This window comes from Pseudoalteromonas phenolica (assembly GCF_005886345.1).
Classification (GTDB): Bacteria; Pseudomonadota; Gammaproteobacteria; order Enterobacterales; family Alteromonadaceae; genus Pseudoalteromonas; species Pseudoalteromonas phenolica_A.
The window spans coordinates 18360-37543 of sequence record NZ_PNEC01000047.1 but is presented as its reverse complement, the minus strand read 5'-3'; the positions used below and the strand labels follow the sequence as shown (position 1 = coordinate 37543).

Genomic DNA, 19184 nt, shown 5'->3' with positions numbered 1-19184 from the left:
TTTTGAAGTGTTTAAAGTCGGCGATTAGTCGCGAACTTTGATCCCTTGTTTTTCCATTCCACGGTAGATGTAAAGCATCTGTGCAATGGTGATCAAGTTAGATACTAACCAGTAAAGTACTAGACCTGATGGGAATGGGAATAAGATGAAGAAGAACGTAAATACGATTGGCATATACGTCATCATCTTTTGTTGCATAGGATCCGTCACTGTCATAGGCTGCAGTTTCTGCGTTAAGAACATACTTGCACCAAATAGAATCGGTAATACGTAGTATGGGTCTTTTGCCGATAGGTCTGTTAGCCAGAACATGAATTCAGCATGACGTAATTCAGGTGACTCTAGGAATACATAGAATAGCGCTAAGAAAATAGGCATTTGCAGTAATAACGGCAAGCAACCACCCATAGGGTTTACTTTCTCTTTGCGGTAAAGCTCCATTGTAGCTTGACCCATCTTTTGACGGTCATCACCATAGCGCTCTTTTAATTGCATCATCTTAGGTTGAAGCGCACGCATCTTAGCCATAGACGTGTACTGCGCTTTAGTCAGTGGGTAAAGTGCCATCTTAACTAAAATAGTGATAGCGATGATTGCCACACCCCAGTTACCGATGAAGCTATAAAGTAGTTTTAGAAGGACAAGTAGTGGCTGAGAAATAAACCATAACCAACCGAAGTCTACTGCTAAATCTAGGTCTTCATGGATAGCTTCAAGTGCATCACCATCTTTTGGACCCATATAGAAAGTTGAGTTAATGTTGGTCGTGCTGTTTGCTTGTACATTTACCGCTTCGCCTTTAATACCAATGATACCTTGGTTATTACGCAGTAATGTATAAACTGTGTTGTTTACGGTTTGGTCTGGTACCCAAGCACTTAAGAAATAGTGCTGAATGAAAGCAATATAACCACCTTGCGTGTTTTTGCTTAAGTTCGCTTCAGCCATATCTTCGAAGCTATACTTTTCATACGGCTCTTCAGAAGTACCATAAGTTGCGCCTAAGTAAGTTTGCTCAACCATGCTGCCTTTTGCTTGCACAGTGCGCTTAACTTGCGTGTAAAGCTGAACTTGGATTGGGTCAGCAGTGGTGTTGTTGACTGTGTATTCTAATGCAACATCATACTTACCCGCTTTAAATACATAAGTTTTTGTGTACTGAACACCTTTGTTATCAACAAAAGTCAGTGGTACACGTAACTCATCGCCTGATAGTTCATACGCTTTTTGTGGCGCGGTATAAACAGGGCGACCTTCAGGGTTTGCATCCGGACCATGTAATCCAATTAAACCGCTTTGTGAAATATACTGGCGGCCTTCAAATTCACCTAACAGTAAAAATGGTGTATCGCTGCCATGTGTTTCTGCGTGTTGTAATAACTTCGCTTCAACAACATCACCGCCTTTGGTGTCAATTTTTACATCTAGTACGTCAGTTTTAACTGTGATAACTGAACGAACTGCTTTAGTAACTGCGGCTGGTACATCGTTTTGAGTTGATGCTGGCACATCATCATCTTGCGCGATTGATGAAGAAGGTGCAGTGACTTGTTGTGTAGTGGCACTGGTATCGGCATTCGCTTGAAGTTTTTCATTATTCCACTCTTGGAACAATAAAAACGATACAAGCAATAAACCGATAAATAAAAACGTGCGTTGTGATTCCATAACAGCTCTTATTTCTCGTGTTGGTGTTTAACTTTGTTGGACTTCTCAGGTACGGGGTCATCCCCACCTGCGCTTAAAGGGTGACATTTTAATATGCGTTTGAGCGCTAACCAACTCCCTTTTATCGATCCATGACAATTAATTGCCTGAATTGCATAACTGGAGCAAGTTGGGTTAAAGCGACAGTGAGGACCAAGTAACGGACTAATAAAATTTTGATAGCCTTTAATCAGCACAATTAAAGCAAGTTTCGGCAGGCTTAATAGCCATGCAAAGGTCAACTTTTTTTTAGCTTGTGCCATGGTCACGCATTGAATGTTTAAAAGGTGAGCTAAAGATACCTTAAATAGGGGGGTAAAGCTATTCAGCAGAAGTTTAATACACTACTTTTGCTGAGTTTTAGCTGGTTTCTTACCTTTATAAGGACGCTTTTTGTAAGGTTTAGGTTTTGGAGCACCTGGCTTACAACGTTCATTTATTTTTAACCAAAGTTTATTAAGCTGTTTAGTTAGCTCTTCATTTGATTGTTCATCAACACCTGATTTAACCATCAAGACAATATCGATGTTATCAAGTTTATGTTGATTTAAACGAAAGCTCTCACGGGCAAGACGTTTAATTCGGTTTCTTTGAACAGCCAGTTTACAACGTTTTTTAGCAACAGTGAGACCTAGTCTTGGTTGACCAGCTTCATTTGGTTTAGCTAATAAAGTAAAGAAAGGTGTTGCTGCACGAGCAGGTTCATTGAATATGCGGGAGTAGTGCGAGGGAGTTAACAGACGTAACTCCCTGCTAAAGCTAAAGCTTTCCACTAATGATTAAGCAGAAAGTACTTTACGACCTTTAGCACGACGACGTGCTAAAACTTTACGGCCGTTAGCAGTAGCCATACGTGCACGGAAACCGTGAGTACGCTTACGCTTTAATACGCTAGGTTGAAAAGTTCTTTTCATAACAATTCCATCCGATCGGTTAAGGTTAAAACATCCTATGCAGGTCGCGATCCTGGCACAGGTGCCATTGCGAGCGCGAGATATTAATGCCGAGGACGACGAAAGTCAATGATAATCTCATTTACAGGGCAAAATAGTTGTAAAAATAATCAACTTGATTCGCTCTATATAAAAGCGGCTGCATTATACCCGTGATCGAGATAAAAAGCATTGCAGATCTTAAAGGATCTGATCTTATTTGGGTTTTCCACAGGTCTTGGGGTCAATCTGAACAAAAGCTTGGGAAAACTTAATTTGATCACAATTATCGCGTGTGATCTTGGTTGTTTTTTGTTATGATTTATTGCTCGGATCTAAAATAAAAAACCTTATAAAACAGTTGTTTGTTTATTTTTGTCAACAAGATCCTAGTTTTTGCAAAAGTCAATATTGAAGTTGTGGATAAGATCAATTCATAATACCCAGCTTCCACTTATATTTTGTGATAATAATTAATCAATTCTTGTACTCTTTACGATGTACGGGAATATTAACCCATTGGAGTTGTTCAGCGTGTATCTGTCTGTTTGGCAAAGTTGTTTATATGTGTTGCAAGATGAATTGCCATCTCAGCAATTTAGTATGTGGGTTAGGCCACTGCAAGCAGAGAGTACCGATGATACTTTGACCATTTATGCACCTAATCGCTTTGTTTTAGATTGGGTTAGAGAAAAGTACCTCAATCGTATCAATGAGTTATTAGTTGAAATTTGTGGTGATGAAGCGCCTGAGTTGCGTTTTGACGTTGGTACCCCTGCGGCCGCTCAAGTAAATACTGCTGCAGAGCAGACAAATAATGTCTCACCTCAAGCAACTAGCAGCGAACAAGCTCAAGTAACACCTCAGCCTGTTACTGAACAAAAAGTAGAGCCCGCACCTAAATCTGGTTATAAATCTAATATTAAAGAAAACTATACGTTTGATAACTTCGTTGAAGGTAAATCAAACCAGTTAGCTAAAGCGGCTGCAACGCAAGTTGCCGATAACCCGGGTAATGCGTTTAACCCTGTCTTTATATATGGTGGTACAGGTTTAGGTAAAACTCACCTTTTACACGCGGTGGGTAATGGCATCATGGAAAAGAAAAAAGATGCCAAAATTGTTTATATGCACTCTGAACGTTTTGTTCAAGACATGGTTAAAGCGCTACAAAATAATGCCATTGAAGAGTTTAAGCGTTATTACCGCAGTGTTGACGCTTTGATGATCGATGACATTCAATTCTTCGCAAACAAAGAGCGTTCGCAAGAAGAGTTTTTCCATACCTTTAATGCTTTATTAGAAGGTAACCAGCAAATTATTTTGACCTCTGACCGTTACCCAAAAGAAATTGAAGGGGTAGAAGACAGATTAAAATCTCGTTTTGGTTGGGGTTTAACCATTGCCATTGAGCCACCTGAACTCGAAACGCGTGTGGCAATCCTGATGAAGAAAGCACAGCAAAGTAATATTAATTTACCGCATGAAGTGGCTTTCTTTATCGCGAAAAAATTGCGTTCAAATGTACGTGAATTAGAAGGGGCGCTTAACCGTGTGATTGCAAATGCAAACTTCACAGGTCGTCCAATTTCTATCGATTTCGTAAAAGAAGCACTGCGTGACTTATTAGCATTGCAAGATAAACTGGTTACGATCGATAACATTCAACGTACTGTTGCCGAGTACTATCGTATTCGCGTTTCTGATCTATTATCTAAACGTCGTAGTCGTTCGGTTGCAAGACCAAGACAAGTGGCGATGGCGTTATCTAAAGAATTAACAAACCACAGTTTACCTGAAATTGGTGATGCATTTGGTGGCCGAGATCACACCACCGTGTTACATGCTTGCCGTAAGGTAAAATCACTTCGTGATGAAAGTCATGAGGTAAAAGAAGATTATCAAAATTTAATTAGAACATTGTCGTCTTAATTTTCGGGCTTAATTTATTATGCAAATTACAATTTCAAGAGAGCAATTTTTAAAGCCGTTAATGCAGGTTTCTGGTGCCATTGAGCGCAAACACACGCTACCTATTCTTTCTAATGTATTGTTAGAAATCAAAGACGGTGTGTTGGCGATGACGGGTACTGATTTAGAGATTGAACTGGTTGCAAGTTCGCACCTTGAAAATCCAGCAGAAGACGCCAAACTTACTTTGCCGGCTAAGAAACTACTCGATATTTGTAAAAGCTTACCTGATGGTTCTGAACTCACTTTTTCGATGCAAGAACATCAAGTACTTCTAACCAGTGGAAAAAGTCGCTTTTCATTAACGACGTTAGCTGCTGAAGATTTTCCAAACCTCGAACAGTGGGATGGTGAAGTTGAATTCAAGACGACCCGTTTAGAGTTAAGACGTCTACTAGAAAGCACGCATTTCTCAATGGCGAACCAAGATGTGCGTTATTATTTAAATGGTATGTCATTTGAAGTGGATAACAGTGAAATTAAAACCGTTGCCACTGATGGTCACCGTTTAGCAATTGCTGCTCAGCCATTATCTGAATCTTTAAATACCCAGCGTCAGTTAATTATTCCAAGAAAGGGTGTGCAAGAAATTATGCGCCTTTTACCTGCTGACGATGAACTAATCACAATTCAGTTTGGTGCGAACCATGTGCGCCTAATTGATGGTGAATTTACTTTCACCAGTAAATTAGTTGATGGTCGTTTTCCTGATTATCGTCGTGTTCTACCACGAGGTGGCGATAAATTAGTAACTGCAAATCGCGAGTGGTTACGTAGTGCATTCCAACGTGTTTCTATTTTATCGAATGAGAAGTTCCGTGGTGTTCGCCTTAATTTATCAAGTGGCTTATTGAAGATCACAGCAAACAACCCTGAACAAGAACAAGCAGAAGAAGTTGTTGAAGTGGGTTATCAAGGCGATGACTTAGAAATTGGCTTTAACGTTTCTTATGTTTTAGACGTACTTAATACATTAAAAACTGAAGATGTTCAGTTCACTTTATCTGACTCAAACTCAAGTGCATTAATTGAGGGCGTAAGCCAAGATGATGCAATGTATGTTGTGATGCCAATGCGTCTATAGTTTATGAGCTTGAATCATATTAGCCTCAATCATTTTCGAAATATTGAGGCTTTATCTTTTCAGCCAAGCGCAGACATTAATATCATCTATGGTGCGAATGGCAGTGGAAAAACCAGTCTTCTCGAAGCCATCTATTTTCTTTCTCACGGTAAATCTTTTCGTACTAACAAGCAGAAACTCCTTATTCACTACGAACAAGACGCTTGTATTGTTCATGCTAAAAAACAACACCTTAACTTGTCTATACCTGTAGGTATTAGTAAAAATAAGCAGGGTGAAACACAGCTTAAAATACAAGGTCAAGCGAGTAGAAAAATCTCGGAGTTGGCGCAACTTTTACCAGTGCAAGTTATCACACCTGAAAGCTACGAGTTGTTTTTTGGTGGCCCTAAAGAGCGTAGAAAGTTTTTAGATTTAGGTGTGTTCCACGTGGAACAATCTTTTTTTAATGCCTGGCGTCAGTTCAATAAAATTCTGAAGCAACGCAATGCACTCCTTAAATCCCGTCCACATAATTACGCCGAGCAAATCAAATTCTGGGACGTTGAATTCGTTAAGGTGGCTGATCAAATAAATATCTCAAGAAAAGCCTATATAGAGAGGTTTAATGCGTATTTTTTTGATAAAATAGTGGATCAAATACCTATATTTTCTGGCCTAGAATTACGTTATGATGCTGGTTGGAAAGAAGACTTAGCTAGCACGCTAAAAGCGAACTTTGAGCGTGACGTTAAGCTTGGCTATACAAGTAAAGGACCGCATAAAGCTGATTTTAGCTTTTATATAAATGGTCATAGTATAGAAAATATTTTTTCTCGGGGTCAGTTAAAGCTGTTGTTGTATGCGTTAAAGATTACGCAAAACACCTTAATTGAGACCGAAACTAAAAAGCAGTCAATTTTGCTTATCGATGACTTGCCCTCAGAGCTAGGGGAAGAAACGATGAAAAGCGTGGCTGAATTATTAAAATTATGTCAGTCACAGCTATTTATTACGGCTATTACTGCTGAAAGTATTTCTGCTGTTGTGGAACCAATACAAAGAGAAAAGAAAATGTTCCACGTGAAACATGGCAGTTTAACAACATAAAATTGGAAGAAACCCATGTCTGAAAATTACGATTCGTCCAGTATTAAAGTACTGAAAGGATTGGATGCGGTAAGAAAGCGTCCGGGAATGTATATAGGGGATACAGATGATGGCACTGGTCTTCATCATATGGTATTCGAAGTAGTAGATAACTCTATCGATGAAGCATTAGCTGGCTATTGTGATGATATCTTCGTAACTATTCATACTGACGGCTCTGTATCAGTTCGAGATAATGGACGTGGTATTCCTACCTCTATTCACCCTGAAGAAGGTGTATCTGCTGCCGAAGTTATCATGACGGTTCTTCATGCCGGTGGTAAATTCGACGATAACTCATATAAAGTATCAGGTGGTCTTCACGGTGTAGGTGTTTCAGTAGTAAACGCGCTATCTGAAAAGTTACAACTTACAATCCGCCGTGAAGGAAAACTTCACCAGCAAAAATATACCATGGGTGTACCAGATGCACCGTTAGCGGAGATTGGTGAATCTGAAACTACAGGTACTGAGTTACGCTTCTGGCCAAGTGCTGAAACTTTTTCTGATACAAATTTCCACTACGATATTCTTGCAAAACGTCTTCGTGAACTTTCATTCCTTAACTCTGGTGTAAGTATTATCCTGACTGATGAGCGTGAAGAGAATAAGCAAGACCACTTTAAATATGAAGGTGGTATTCAAGCTTTCGTTGAATATCTAAACCGTAAGAAAACACCTGTACATCAGAATGTATTCAACTTCACTTCTGAACGTGAAGATGGCATTAGTGTTGAAGTATCAATGCAGTGGAATGATGGTTTCCAAGAAAACATCTACTGTTTCACGAACAATATTCCTCAGCGTGACGGTGGTACTCACTTAGCGGGTTTCCGTGCAGCACTGACTCGTACGCTGAACAACTACATGGAAAAAGAAGGCTTTAACAAGAAAGCTAAAACAGCAAGTAACGCGACAGGTGATGATGCGCGTGAAGGCCTAACAGCTGTTGTAAGTGTTAAAGTACCAGATCCAAAGTTCTCTTCTCAGACCAAAGATAAACTTGTATCAAGTGAAGTTAAGTCAGCTGTTGAACAAGCCATGGCTGAAAAACTTAATGAGTATCTACTAGAAAACCCGGGTGATGCGAAGACGGTAGTAAATAAGATCATTGATGCTGCTCGTGCGCGTGAAGCGGCACGTAAAGCACGTGAAATGACTCGCCGTAAAGGAGCAATGGATTTAGCGGGCTTACCTGGTAAGCTGGCTGATTGCCAAGAAAAAGACCCCGCACTTTCTGAACTATATATAGTGGAGGGTGACTCGGCGGGTGGTTCTGCGAAGCAAGGCCGTAACCGTAAGAACCAAGCAATCCTCCCGCTGAAAGGTAAAATTCTGAACGTTGAGAAAGCACGCTTTGATAAGATGCTATCTTCTCAAGAAGTGGCAACGCTTATTACTGCACTTGGTTGTGGCATTGGCCGTGACGAATACAACCCAGAAAAGCTGCGTTATCACCGTATCATCATCATGACCGATGCTGACGTCGATGGTTCGCACATTCGTACGTTACTATTGACCTTCTTCTACCGTCAGATGCCAGAAATCATTGAACGTGGTTATGTGTATATTGCTCAGCCGCCACTTTATAAAGTGAAGAAAGGCAAGCAAGAGCAGTACATTAAAGATGAAAATGCGCTTACTGGTTACTTATTAGAGTTAGCATTAAATGGTGCTGCGCTGTATCCAACTGAAGGTGCTGCTGCAATTGAAGGTAATGCACTAGCAAATATCGTTTATGATTATCAGAAAACGGTAGAAGTGTTAGAGCGATTAAATCGTAAATACCCAGCATCAGTAACGAATCGTCTAATCTATCAACCTGAGATCACAGAAGCTGATTTATCTGATAAAGACAAAGTAACTAGCTGGACTGAACGTTTAGTGGCTGACCTTGTAGAAAAAGATGAAGATGCAACTATCTTTAATGCTGAAGTTGCATACGACGAAGAGCGTCATATGTACTACCCAGTGGTTAAGATCCGTCAGCACGGTGTTGATAAAGCTTATACACTAGACTACAACTTCATTACGTCTAAAGATTATGTACGTATCGCAAACACAGGTAAGCAAATGGCGAACTTGATGGAAGAGAGCGGTTACGTACAACGTGGTGAGAAAACGCACCCAGTTACTGACTTTGTATCAGGTCTTGATTGGTTGGTGAGTGAATCTAAGCGTGGCTTGTATACACAACGCTATAAAGGATTAGGTGAAATGAACCCAGACCAGCTTTGGGAAACAACGATGGATCCAGGTGCACGTCGAATGCTTCAGGTAACCATTGAAGATGCCATTGCAGCTGACCAATTATTTGCGACACTGATGGGTGACCAAGTTGAACCTCGTCGTGAGTTCATCGAAAGCAATGCATTACGTGTTGTGAACTTAGACGTTTAGTCGAGTTATAAATAATATTTAAAAAGGCGGGTTTTCCCGCCTTTTTTTATGTTTGATGCTTAAAACCCTGCACAGCACGCGGTATACTGAGCATAATTTTCAATCACAAAACCCTGCGCTAATAGCCACTCAGTGAGCTCTACTAGGCGCAATGAGCCAAATTAAATTAAGCCAACTATGCAAAAATACGATTTAAAAACTTTTCAAGGCTTGATCCTGGCACTACAGGATTACTGGGCACAACAAGGCTGTGTGATCGCTCAGCCACTTGATATGGAAGTAGGCGCGGGTACATTCCACCCACTGACATTCTTGAAATCAATTGGTCCAGAGCCAATGTCGAGTGCTTATGTGCAACCGTGTCGTCGCCCTACAGATGGCCGCTATGGTGAGAACCCAAACCGCCTTCAACACTACTACCAATTCCAAGTTGTGTTAAAGCCATCTCCAGATAATATTCAAGAGCTGTATTTAGGTTCTCTTGCTGCTATGGGCATCGATACGTTAACACATGAGGTTCGTTTCGTAGAAGATAACTGGGAATCACCAACACTAGGTGCTTGGGGTCTTGGTTGGGAAGTGTGGTTAAATGGCATGGAGGTGACTCAGTTCACCTACTTCCAACAGGTGGGCGGCCTAGAATGCGCCCCGGTAACTGGCGAAATTACTTACGGTCTAGAGCGTCTAGCTATGTATATACAAGGTGTAGACAGTATTTATGACTTAGTATGGACTGATGGCCCAATGGGTAAAGTCACGTACGGTGATGTATTCCATCAGAACGAAGTTGAGCAGTCGACGTATAACTTTGAACACGCAGATGTTGATGCCTTGTTTGCACAGTTCGATCAGTGTGAGAAAGAAAGTGAAAAACTAATTGCAGCAGGTTTACCACTGCCAGCATATGAGCAGGTAATGAAAGCATCTCATGCCTTCAATTTATTAGATGCCCGTCATGCTATCTCAGTAACAGAGCGTCAACGTTATATCCTTCGTGTACGCGCGTTATCTAAAGCTTGTGCGCAGGCATATTATGAAGCGCGTGAAGCGCTTGGTTTCCCGCTTTGTAAGGACTGATCATGACAACTGAAAATTTATTAGTAGAAATTGGTACTGAAGAGTTACCACCAAAATCACTGCGCAAACTAGCAACCGCTTTTTCAGACAACCTAACTGAAGAGTTGAAAGCATTAGAGTTATCTTTTGAAAGCATCAACTGGTATGCATCACCACGCCGTTTAGGTTTACAGGTTTTAGCGCTTGCGACTGAACAGCAAGATAAAGTTGTAGAAAAACGTGGTCCTGCGACTAAGGCAGCTTTTGATGCTGACGGTAATCCAACTAAAGCGGCCATGGGTTGGGCGCGTGGTTGTGGTATCGAAGTGAACGAAGCTGAGACGCTAGAAACAGAAAAGGGCGCTTGGTTACTTCACCGTGCGACAGTAAAAGGTCAAGCGGCTACAGAGCTACTTGCTGATGCAATTAATAAAGCGCTGGCTAAATTGCCTATTCCAAAACCTATGCGTTGGGGCGCAAATAAGACACAGTTTATTCGTCCTGTGCATACTGTGGCTGCACTTCTTGGTGACACACAAGTACAAGGTGAAGTGCTAGGTAAAGCGATCAGTAATGAACTGCAAGGTCACCGTTTCCACCACCCAGCACGTGTAACTGTAAGCCACGCTGATGAGGTGTTCGAAACGCTTAAGTCAGCTTATGTTATTGCAGACTACGAAGCGCGTAAAGCACAAATTCGTGCACAAATTGAAGAAGCTGCTGAGGCAGTTGACGCGGTTGTGGCAATGGATGAGGACTTACTTGAAGAGGTGACTTCACTTGTTGAGTGGCCAGTTACGTTAACTGCATCATTCGAAAAAGAGTTCTTAGCTGTGCCTGACGAAGCACTTATCTATACCATGAAGGACGACCAGAAGTACTTCCCGCTATTAGACAAAGCAGGCAACTTAATTAATAAGTTCCTATTCGTGTCTAACATCGAAAGTAAAGATCCAAGTGTGGTTATCTCAGGTAACGAAAAGGTTGTTCGTCCTCGTCTAGCTGATGCACAATTCTTCTTTGAAACAGATAAAAAGAAAACCCTTGAAAGCCGTCTAGAATCTTTAGGTAGCGTATTGTTCCAAAAGCAGCTTGGTACTTTAAAAGACAAATCAGAGCGCATTGCGGCATTAGCGGGTTATATCGCTGAGCAAGTTGGAGCAGACAAGGCATTGGCCGAGCGTGCAGGTCTATTAAGTAAAACAGACCTAATGACTGAAATGGTGATGGAGTTCACTGACGTACAAGGTGTAATGGGTATGCATTACGCACGTATCGACGGTGAAGCTGAAGAAGTTGCGCTAGCACAAAACGAGCAATATATGCCGCGTTTTGCAGGTGATAACTTACCGTCAAATCCTATAAGCTACGCTGTTGCCTTGGCAGATAAGTTCGACACGCTAGTCGGTATCTTTGGTATTGGTCAAGCGCCAAAAGGTGACAAAGATCCGTTTGCTCTTCGTCGTGCAGCCATCGGTGCACTTCGCATCATGGTTGAGAAAGAACTTAAGTTAGACATCCATGACATTGTTGCTAAGTCTCAGGAATTATTTGCTGATAAACTAAGTAATGACAATGTGGCTGAAGATGTATTCGAATTTATGCTAGGACGTTTCCGCGCTTGGTACCAAGATGAAGGTATCAGTGTTGATGTGATCCAAGCAGTATTAGCGCGTCGTCCATCTTCACCGGCTGACTTTGACCGTCGTGTTAAAGCGGTAAGCCACTTCCTTACATTGGCAGAAGCTGAAAGCTTGGCAGCGGCAAATAAGCGTGTAAACAATATTCTTGCTAAGAATAATGTTACTAGCGATGCTGCAGTAGACAATGCTTTATTAGCTGAAGACGCTGAGAAAGTGCTAGCAGCACAAGTTGCTGAGTTAACCGAAGCGCTTGCACCTGTATACGCAGCTGGCGATTATCAAGGTGCATTAACGCAATTGGCAAGCCTACGTGAAGCGGTAGATAACTTCTTCGATAACGTGATGGTAATGGCTGACGATGAAGCGGTGAAGAATAACCGTTTAGCGCTGCTAAGTCAGTTAAGTCGTTTATTCTTAAATACAGCGGATATCTCGGTACTTCAGAATTAATCTGTTTGATTGAGAGCCTGTCAAAAGCCAACCTCAGCGGTTGGCTTTTTGTCATTTAATGTTAGAGAGTTATAAACTCTTTTACAAAATACTTCGCACTTTTATAGCGCTATAGATTCTAATAGGTATGAGTTAGAACAGCTCAGAACAAAGCTGAGCAAAATGGCTGAGAGGAAATTAAAAGTATGAAAAAACTATCCGCAGCGTTAATGGCTTTATTACTTTCTGCGTGTTCGAGTCAGGTATATGTTCCAGACCAAGAAACTATTCAGTCGAATGTAAAACCCCTCGATAGAGATATGTATCTGCGTGGTGACTTCACCTTATGGGATGCAGAACCTCACTATAAACTGGGCGCACAACAACCGGGAATTTACACGGTGCGCGCAAAGTTTATGACGCCGGGCAAAGTGTATGAATTTAAAATTGCTGATGAGTCTTGGAGTAAAGGTTTCAACTGTGGTTATCAGTCGTCAGGCTCACTGCAATTAAATAAACCAATACCAGCGAACTGTGACACGGTATATAACTACTTTAGTTTTGCACCGAGTAAAAAGGGGTGGTACACCATTACCTTTGATTATCGAAACTCAGCATCGCCTATGGTCATGGTGAGCAAAGGATAAGTTAAAGCGAACGAATGCTTAACAAAAAAATGAACGAAAAGGGCTTATTTGCCCTTTTTTACTAAGTAACGGAAAGGTGCTTGATCAACTTCTTTGGCAACCAATGTATGGTCCATAAATTCACAGAAGCTTGGAATATCACGGGTGGTTGATGGGTCGTCAGCGATAATTAATAACGTTTCACCATCAGACATTTTTCTAACTGCACCACGCACCATCATCACAGGCTCAGGACAACGAAGACCGATAGCATCTAATGTATGATCGGGATTAGAAAATGGCATGGTGACTCTCTTAAACAAGCTAAAAATAGGGCGAATATTTTACCCACTGCGCGATGACAAATAAACCATTGCAAGCGACTAATTTAAGCTTCACACCTATAACGAAAAAAGGCAAAGCGTTTTCACACTTTGCCTTTGTACCAGCATTCATGACTGAAATACTGGTTCACCAAGTTGAGTTTTGCGTTTTGAATAATTTCTCGACAAGAGAAATGAGCGCAAGCGTTGTAACAGCTCACTCAGCAAGTGAGCTGTTATAGGCTTTATTCTACGCGCTCAAACACCGTTGCGATGCCTTGGCCTAAACCAATGCACATGGTGGCTAAACCATATTTTGCACCTTTGTCTTCCATCAAGTGGATTAGTGACGTACTGATACGTGAACCCGAACAACCCAGTGGGTGACCTAGGGCAATCGCACCACCATTTAGATTCACTTTCTCGTCTGCCACTTCAAGTAGACCAAGATCTTTTAATACAGGTAGAGACTGTGCAGCAAATGCTTCGTTAAGTTCAGCCACACCGATATCATCAATCGTGATACCTGCTTGCTTAAGTGCTTTCTTACTCGCAGGAACCGGACCGTAACCCATGATTGATGGATCGCAGCCTGCAACCGCCATTGACTTAACACGGGCACGAATAGGTAAGCCTAGTGCTTTGGCTTTCTCTTCGCTCATTACGAGCATCACAGATGCACCATCTGACAGTGCTGATGAAGTACCCGCAGTCACCGTACCTGAAGCTGGGTTAAACACAGGGCGAAGTTGCGATAAACCTTCAAGTGTTGTCTCTGGACGAATGACTTCGTCGTTTTCTACTAATACTGGCACGCCATCATCATCGTGACCTTCAGTTGGTAAAATTTCACGAGCGAAACGACCTTCAACGGTCGCAGCATGTGCACGTTGGTGTGAACGTACCGCGAACGCATCTTGTTGCTCACGGCTGATACCATGAATCGTTGCAAGGTACTCAGCGGTTAAACCCATTGAGCCAGCAGCTTGTGCCACTGAAGTTGATAGGCCTGGGTGGAAATCAACACCGTGTGTCATAGGTACATGACCCATGTGCTCAACACCACCGATAAGATAAGTGTCACCAGCACCTGTCATGATTGCACGTGCTGCATCATGCAGTGCTTGCATTGATGAGCCACATAAGCGGTTAACGGTAACCGCAGGCACTGTGTGAGGAATACCTGCAAGTAGTGCCGCATTTCGTGCCACGTTAAAGCCTTGCTCAAGCGTTTGTTGAACACAACCCCAATAAATATCGTCGATGCTAGCAGGATCAACTTGTGGGTTACGTTCAAGAACACCTTTCATAAGGTGTGCACTTAAGTCTTCTGCGCGACGGTGTTTAAACACACCGTTTTTAGAGCGGCCCATTGGCGTACGAAGACAATCAACGATTACTGCATTTTGCATAGTCATGTTATTGGCCCTCCACGGCATAGAATACTTTACCTTCAGTCGCCCATTGACGCGTCTGTTCTGATACTTGGTAAATTTCACCTAGATGTGCGTACTTGTCAGCCATAGCAACAAAGTTAGCTAGGCCAATTTGATCTAGGTAACGGAATGCACCGCCTCGGAATGGAGGGAAACCAATACCATAAATAAGCGCCATATCTGCTTCTTGTGGAGAAGCGACAATGCCTTCTTGTAAACAAAGTAGAACTTCATTGATCATTGGCACCATACAACGCTCAATGATGGTTTGCTTATCAAACTCAGTTGCAGCGTCGCAAATGCTGCTCAGTAGTGCAACTGCGTCAGCGTCTTTGCTCTTCTTAAGGCGACCGCGACGATCTGGTGCATATTGGTAGAAACCTTTTTGGTTCTTCTGACCAAAACGCTCAGCATTAGCAAGTACCGCAACCGGATCTTTATCTTGGCGAGCCATGCGAGTAGGGAAGCCATCGGCCATCACACCTGTACAATGGTTTGCTGTATCGATACCGACAACGTCTAGTAGGTATGCCGGACCCATAGGCCAGCCAAATACGTTTTCCATGACTTTATCTACTTTAGTAAAGTCAGCGCCTTCAACAACGAGTTTACTGAAACCTGCAAAGTAAGGGAAAAGTACACGGTTAACAAAGAAACCCGGGCAGTCGTTTACCACGATAGGTGACTTGCCAAGCTTTAATGCGTAATCAACTACAGCTGCAACTGTTTCATCTGAGGTCTTTTCACCACGGATGATCTCAACAAGCGGCATTTTTGGCACTGGGTTGAAGAAGTGCATACCACAGAAGTGCTCTGGTTTTTCTAGTGCTTCAGCCAGTTCATCAATGCGGATTGTTGACGTGTTCGAGGTTAAAATAGTGCCTTCAGGTAATTGCTTTTCAAGACCTGCAAGCACTGTTTTCTTAACTTGTGGGTGCTCAACTACTGCTTCAACCACAATGTCAGAGCCAGCTAAGTCAGCATCATTCAGTGTTGGCTTGATCTTACCTAGCGTGCCAACCATCTTGTCTAGCTTCATGTGACCGCGTTCTACTTTTTTGCCAAGTAGGGTTGCTGCTTCATTCATACCTAGATCAAGGGCCGCTTGGTTGATGTCTTTCATGACAATCGGCGTGCCTTTGTAAGCAGATTGGTAAGCGATACCGCCACCCATGATACCTGCACCCAATACTGCCGCTTGTTTGATCTCAGTAGAAGATTGTTTAGCTTGTTTCTTGGCAACACCTTTAATGTATTGGTCAGCTAAGAAGATACCCGTTTGCGCGGCTGCTTCTGCTGTTTTAGCCAGTTTTGCAAAGTTGGCATTTTCAATTGCCATAGCTTCATCGCGTGTTGCATTGGCAGCGGCTTTAATAGTTCTTACAGCCATTACAGGTGCAGGGTAGTGACCTTTGGTTTTACCCATCACTAGGCCTTCAGCCATTGCGAAGCTCATGCCTTGCTCAACGCGGTTTAATTTAAGTGGGTCAAGTTTTAGCTGACGTTTTGCACGCCAATCAAGTTTGCCAGCAACAGCTTGTTCAAGGGTTTTTACTGCCGCTTCAACTAATTTGTCTTTTGCAACCACACCGTCTACAGCACCGACTTTCAATGCGTCTGCTGCACGGTTTTCTTTACCTGTGGTGATCCACGTCATGGCATTATCAGCACCAATAATACGTGGTAAGCGAACCGTACCACCGAAACCAGGCATGATCCCTAATTTAACTTCTGGTAGGCCGATTTTTGCGTTTTGACTTGCGATACGGTAATCCGTTGCAAGTAGCCATTCACACCCACCGCCAAGTGCAAGGCCATCAATAGCAGATGCTGTTGGGAACGGTAAGTCTTCAATGGTATCGAAAATATCTGTTGCTGACTTGATCCAACCAACTAGTTCTTCTTCTGGGCGTTGGAAAGTCGGTAAGAATTCAAAAATGTCGGCGCCGATGATGAAATGGTCTTTGTCACTGGTGAAAACCATCGCCGCGATATCATCGCGTTGGCTAAGTTCGGCAAATGCTTTGCCACATTCTTGTAGGGTTTGCTGAGAGAGTTTGTTTACCGAACCTGGCATACAGAACTTAAACTCAGCGATATTGCCTTTGTAAAAATCAACTACAAAGGACTCGCTCTTGTATAACATGCTTGTTCTCCCGTGTTATTACACTGGTACGATGAGTTGTTAATTTACTCAGTTTGGACCCTTTAAATTAAAATTGCAATGAAAAATTTACCCCAGGTTTACGCCTGCCTTAAAAATTTGCAGTTGAGCTGCTAAGGTGGTTGAGTGACACCATGCTCAAGTCATTTTTATCCTAATGGCGTTTGGTCTTGATAACGGTCGATGTACAAACTTGGTTTGTGTTTTTTATTTGTGTGTTATTTGTGCGTAGAACCAATGCCCTTGAGTACATTTATTCATCTTAGAGATAGTCAAGCTTAGGCAAGATGAATGCATTGATACTTATCTCATTCATTAATTTAAAATTTAAAGTGTAAAGGTCATTATGAAATCTTGGATCATGACCATTGCCGCTACCAGCCTTGGCGCATTTAGCTGGTTTTCTTCTGCGAGCAATGATCATCAAGCATTTAAAGATGCAGAAAAAGTTGCACGTTCAGGTAACTACAAAGCGTTTAAAGCGGCGATCAACGACTTAGATCACCCGCTCAAACCGTATGCTGAACTGGCGTTTTATAAACGTTACCCTCGTCTAAAATATCAGCAAGACATCAGCCATTATTTAAGTGTCTACGATAACACGCCGTTAGAGTGGCCGGTGCGCAAGAGCTGGCTTGAGTATTTACAGCGTCGTGGGAAGAAAGCGCTCTTTGTTGAGTATTATCAGCCCACCAGCAATGCCGAGTTACAATGCCGCTATTTACAGTATCAAATTGATTTAGGTGCGCCGAAAGCACAGCTGCTTGATCAAGTTGATGCACTTTGGACGGTCGGCAAATCTCAGCCTAAAGCGTGCGATAAGTTATTTAAAATATGGCGCAAAGACGGGCGTATGACTCAAACCTTGGTCTGGCAGCGTATTACTAAAGCGGCACAAGGCGGGCAAGTTGCGCTTTTGCCTTATTTAAAAACGCTGCTCCCTAAAAAAGAAGCTTATTTAGCTGATTTATATAAAGCAGTAAGGCGTGACCCAAGTGCTTCTGCGGGACTATACCGCTATAAAAAGCGCTCAAGTAAAGAGGCTGAAATAGCGTTGTATGGGGTGAAGCGTCTTATTTGGCGTGATCAAAAGCTTGCTCTAAGAGCATGGGATAAACTGCAAGGTATGTTTGCATTCAGCCAAGAGCAAAAAGATGCTGTAGCGTATCGCTTTGCATTGGCTTTGGCATCAAAAGGGCATAATGATGCACGCTTTTGGTTAAATAAAGTGCCTGTAGAGTTACAAGATACTAAGCTTCGCCAGTGGATGATGGCCAATATGCTCAAAGAGCAGGATTGGGCGGGGATCGTGGCTTTATTTACGGGAATGAAGAACTTAAGTAATGGCCAACAATATTGGCTTGCTTATAGTTACAATCAGCGTGGTGAGCCAGAAAAAGCACAAAAGCTATGGCAGCCTTTGGCAGTAAAGCGTGATTATTATGGCTTTTTAGCCGCAGCACGTTTAAATATGCCTGTGTCGATGAATAATCAAACCCTAGATGTACCCCAACCTATTATCGAAAAGGTGTCTCAAGCGCCAGGTTTTTTAAGAGCGAAAGCCCTTTATGAGCTTGAGCGTTTTACTTCTGCACGCAGAGAGTGGAATTATCTGACCAACACCTCAAGTAATGCAGAAAAGCTGGCTGCGTCGTTACTCGCCGCTGATCTTGAGTGGTTTGACAGTGCTATCCGTACTTTAGCTGAGATTAAAGCGTGGAACTATATCGACTTACGATTCCCTTTGGCGTTTGAAGCGTTATTTACCCGTTATAGTGAGCGTAATCATGTGGATCTAGCGTGGAGTATTGCTATCTCTCGTAGAGAAAGCTCGTTTGCGCCAGATGCGGTGTCCCATGCTAATGCTCATGGCTTAATGCAGTTATTGCCGAGTACGGCTAGATACGTTAGCAAGCAAAAAGTTTCTAAGCGTCAGCTTTATAAACCGGCCACTAATATTCGTTTAGGTACCGATTACTTAGAGTATTTAAAGAAAAAGAATGGTGGCAATGAGATTTTAGCTACGGCTTCTTATAACGCGGGATATCATCGAATTAAGCGTTGGTTACCTGAGCAAGGTATGCCTGCTGAGTTATGGATAGAACTCATTCCATTTAAAGAAACCCGAAACTATGTGAAAAACGTGATGGCATATCGTCAGGTTTATCACACTAAGTTGGGTCGAGAGGGCAATATATTGGCCCCAATCTTGGATATGAAAATAGAGAAATAATGTGTCATCGCAATCCAGCGTGTTGGCTGGATTGCATTTCTGGCCTTATGCT

General features: G+C 42.3%; 15 protein-coding genes. 8 read left to right on the top strand and 7 right to left on the bottom strand.

Features of this window, described 5'->3' with window-relative positions:
- Window positions 1-24: 24 nt before the first annotated feature.
- The 4 genes from yidC to rpmH all read right to left on the bottom strand — a co-directional run bounded on the left by yidC (window position 25) and on the right by rpmH (window position 2621).
- On the bottom strand, window positions 25-1668 hold the full coding sequence (gene yidC, locus CWB72_RS16080; RefSeq protein ID WP_138568609.1) for a membrane protein insertase YidC: 1644 nt from the start codon (window positions 1666-1668) through the stop codon (window positions 25-27).
- A gap of 8 nt (window positions 1669-1676) precedes the next feature.
- Window positions 1677-1970, bottom strand: coding sequence for a membrane protein insertion efficiency factor YidD (gene yidD / locus CWB72_RS16075; RefSeq protein ID WP_138633454.1), 294 nt, complete (start codon window positions 1968-1970; stop codon window positions 1677-1679).
- Between the two features lie 81 nt (window positions 1971-2051).
- Window positions 2052-2480, bottom strand: a complete 429-nt coding sequence (rnpA, locus tag CWB72_RS16070; protein WP_138633451.1) for a ribonuclease P protein component — start codon at window positions 2478-2480, stop codon at window positions 2052-2054.
- A 6-nt stretch (window positions 2481-2486) separates the two neighbouring features.
- Window positions 2487-2621 carry a 50S ribosomal protein L34 gene (gene rpmH, locus CWB72_RS16065; RefSeq protein ID WP_008488847.1) on the bottom strand — a complete coding sequence of 45 codons (135 nt, stop codon included), beginning with the start codon at window positions 2619-2621 and terminating at the stop codon, window positions 2487-2489.
- Window positions 2622-3137: 516 nt separating this feature from the next.
- On the opposite strand from rpmH, the gene dnaA reads away from it, so the two are divergent.
- The 7 genes from dnaA to CWB72_RS16030 all read left to right on the top strand — a co-directional run bounded on the left by dnaA (window position 3138) and on the right by CWB72_RS16030 (window position 12997).
- Window positions 3138-4571: a chromosomal replication initiator protein DnaA gene (dnaA, locus tag CWB72_RS16060; protein WP_436409861.1), complete on the top strand. Its 1434-nt coding sequence runs from the start codon at window positions 3138-3140 to the stop codon at window positions 4569-4571.
- Between the two features lie 19 nt (window positions 4572-4590).
- The gene (gene dnaN, locus CWB72_RS16055; RefSeq protein WP_058028280.1) at window positions 4591-5694 is read left to right on the top strand and encodes a DNA polymerase III subunit beta; all 1104 of its coding nucleotides are present in this window, start codon (window positions 4591-4593) and stop codon (window positions 5692-5694) included.
- Window positions 5695-5697: 3 nt separating this feature from the next.
- On the top strand, window positions 5698-6783 hold the full coding sequence (gene recF, locus CWB72_RS16050) for a DNA replication/repair protein RecF (protein WP_138633448.1): 1086 nt from the start codon (window positions 5698-5700) through the stop codon (window positions 6781-6783).
- Window positions 6784-6798: 15 nt separating this feature from the next.
- Window positions 6799-9222, top strand: a complete 2424-nt coding sequence (gene gyrB, locus CWB72_RS16045; protein ID WP_138633444.1) for a DNA topoisomerase (ATP-hydrolyzing) subunit B — start codon at window positions 6799-6801, stop codon at window positions 9220-9222.
- A 177-nt stretch (window positions 9223-9399) separates the two neighbouring features.
- Complete coding sequence (gene glyQ, locus CWB72_RS16040; protein WP_138568614.1) at window positions 9400-10299, top strand: glycine--tRNA ligase subunit alpha; 900 nt, start codon at window positions 9400-9402, stop codon at window positions 10297-10299.
- Window positions 10300-10301: 2 nt separating this feature from the next.
- Window positions 10302-12371, top strand: a complete 2070-nt coding sequence (glyS, locus tag CWB72_RS16035; protein ID WP_138633441.1) for a glycine--tRNA ligase subunit beta — start codon at window positions 10302-10304, stop codon at window positions 12369-12371.
- 185 nt (window positions 12372-12556) lie between these two features.
- Complete coding sequence (locus CWB72_RS16030) at window positions 12557-12997, top strand: hypothetical protein (protein WP_138568616.1); 441 nt, start codon at window positions 12557-12559, stop codon at window positions 12995-12997.
- A gap of 44 nt (window positions 12998-13041) precedes the next feature.
- Here CWB72_RS16030 and tusA read toward each other — a convergent pair whose 3' ends face one another.
- The 3 genes from tusA to fadB form a co-directional block, all read right to left on the bottom strand.
- Window positions 13042-13281 (bottom strand): sulfurtransferase TusA, encoded by a 240-nt coding sequence (tusA, locus tag CWB72_RS16025; protein ID WP_138633438.1) that lies wholly within the window; start codon window positions 13279-13281, stop codon window positions 13042-13044.
- Window positions 13282-13544: 263 nt separating this feature from the next.
- On the bottom strand, window positions 13545-14711 hold the full coding sequence (fadA, locus tag CWB72_RS16020) for an acetyl-CoA C-acyltransferase FadA (RefSeq protein ID WP_138633489.1): 1167 nt from the start codon (window positions 14709-14711) through the stop codon (window positions 13545-13547).
- A 7-nt stretch (window positions 14712-14718) separates the two neighbouring features.
- Window positions 14719-16881: a fatty acid oxidation complex subunit alpha FadB gene (fadB, locus tag CWB72_RS16015; RefSeq protein WP_138633435.1), complete on the bottom strand. Its 2163-nt coding sequence runs from the start codon at window positions 16879-16881 to the stop codon at window positions 14719-14721.
- Window positions 16882-17245: 364 nt separating this feature from the next.
- On the opposite strand from fadB, the gene CWB72_RS16010 reads away from it, so the two are divergent.
- Complete coding sequence (locus tag CWB72_RS16010) at window positions 17246-19132, top strand: lytic transglycosylase domain-containing protein (protein ID WP_138633432.1); 1887 nt, start codon at window positions 17246-17248, stop codon at window positions 19130-19132.
- Window positions 19133-19184 lie beyond the last annotated feature (52 nt).